The sequence below is a fragment of the Wolbachia endosymbiont of Drosophila incompta genome (genome assembly GCF_001758565.1).
Classification (GTDB): domain Bacteria; phylum Pseudomonadota; class Alphaproteobacteria; order Rickettsiales; family Anaplasmataceae; genus Wolbachia; species Wolbachia pipientis.
The window spans coordinates 391,230-392,048 of sequence record NZ_CP011148.1 but is presented as its reverse complement, the minus strand read 5'-3'; the positions used below and the strand labels follow the sequence as shown (position 1 = coordinate 392,048).

Genomic DNA, 819 nt, shown 5'->3' with positions numbered 1-819 from the left:
ATGTGGATGATATTGAAATTAATATTACTGAAGTAAGTAAAGTCTTTCTTCTGCCATACTTATCTCCCATATAACCAAAAATTACTGCACCAATTGGTCTAAACGCAAAACCAATTGCAAAAACACCAAGGAATTTGAGTGTACTCAAATAATGATCTTCTGATGGGAAAAAAACGTTGATGATTGTATCTGTTAATACTCCAAAAAGAGTGAGTTCATACCACACAATCATGTTACAGATCATGCCCGATAGTATTGCTTTTTGGATATTATTCATGGTCTTTCAATTTAACATAACCTAATATATCATTAACCGGTGCTCCTTGCTATAAAATTTTTCATTCAATAACCTTAAAGGATAATTCACGTAAATGCTTATCCTCCACCTTGGAAGGAGCACCCATTAGAACATCTTCACCTTGCTGGTTCATAGGAAAACAGATTACTTCACGAATATTTGGCTCATCAGCAAGCAGCATAACTATTCTATCAACTCCTGGTGCTATTCCACCATGAGGAGGAACACCAAATCTGAATGCACGTACAAGTGCACCGAATCTTGTATCAACTTCTCCCCGGCTATAACCTGCAATGGCAAAAGCTTTATACATGATATCCAGTTTGTTATTACGAATCGCCCCACTTGACAGTTCTATTCCATTGCAAACAAGATCATATTGGTAAGCAAGGATATCCAGTGGATTTTTGTCCTCTAAATCTTTCAGACCACCGTGTGGCATGGAGAATGGGTTATGAAAGAAATCGATTTTTTTACTTTTATCGTCATATACAAAATATGGAAAATCAATGATCCAACAA

At 36.0% G+C, this 819-nt stretch carries 1 protein-coding gene and 1 pseudogene (1 of these 2 cut by a window edge); both read right to left on the bottom strand.

The annotated features are described in order from the left end of the window. A pseudogene (locus WG67_RS01790) lies at positions 1-277 on the bottom strand (MFS transporter); it reaches 985 nt to the left of the window's first position. Positions 278-338: 61 nt separating this feature from the next. Continuing rightward, positions 339-819, bottom strand: a 481-nt coding sequence (locus WG67_RS08215) for an amino acid--tRNA ligase-related protein (protein ID WP_458694979.1), incomplete at its 5' end; no start/stop codon positions are given.